At 74.3% G+C, this 768-nt stretch carries 1 protein-coding gene and 1 pseudogene; both read left to right on the top strand.

What is annotated here, in order from left to right; translation table 11 throughout:
- On the top strand, window positions 1–219 hold a 219-nt coding region (locus KBX53_RS34745; protein ID WP_210864012.1), incomplete at its 5' end, for a hypothetical protein.
- A 78-nt stretch (window positions 220–297) separates the two neighbouring features.
- Window positions 298–768 (top strand): annotated as a pseudogene (locus KBX53_RS34740) (GGDEF-domain containing protein); the annotation flags it as partial.

Genomic DNA, 768 nt, shown 5'->3' with positions numbered 1-768 from the left:
CTGCTGGCTGATCGGCCGACCAACGCCCCCGGTCGACGTGGCGGTGCACACCGTTGCCCGCCCGCCCTGCACTCCCGGTCGGCGCAGACGCCGCCGCGCACGCCGTCCGTCGGCCGGCACGACGCTGCCCCGCTCACCCTGGAACCGCTCCGGCGGCCGCTGACCGCAGGTCCGGGCGTCCGCGACGGCGTGCACGTTCGGCTCTGGCGGGGTTTCTGAGCGCTGGTTAGGCTTTCGGGGTTTGCCGTGGACCGGTCCTGCCGAGGGTGCACGCACGACGAAAGGGCCGGAGCGACCGTGTCCCGACAGGACGGAACGCAGGCTGCGGGGGCGCTCAACCCCGCCGGTGCGTTCGTCGCGGCTGCGGTCATCCTGCTGGAGGCGGGCTGGCTGGTCGCCGCGTTGCCCGGCGCCGCACTGGTCAGTGATGTCGGCGCGATGCTGGTCGCCGGCTGGGCGACACTCGCGTGCGTCGGGGTGGCCCGTCGGCATCCGACGCCGCTGCGTCGCTTCTGGACCCTGCTCGCCGTCACCATGGCGCTCGCCGCGATCGGCCGGGCGATCTGGACGGTGCAGCGGCTCGTCGGCGGCGACCTGCCGCACACGCCGGTGGTCGGGGTGGTCTTCACCGCCGGCATCCTCACCGGCACGGCCGCGTTGCTCAGCTCGCCGTCCGCACCACGGACCGCGGTCGGTCGGGCCCGTACGCTGCTGGACGGGGTGATCGTCGCCCTGGCCCTGGTGCCGATCGGTTGGGTGCTGGTCTTC

The sequence above is a fragment of the Micromonospora sp. M51 genome, assembly GCF_018070305.1.
Taxonomy (GTDB): Bacteria; Actinomycetota; Actinomycetes; order Mycobacteriales; family Micromonosporaceae; genus Micromonospora; species Micromonospora parva.
This window is presented reverse-complemented; position numbering and strand designations above follow the sequence as displayed.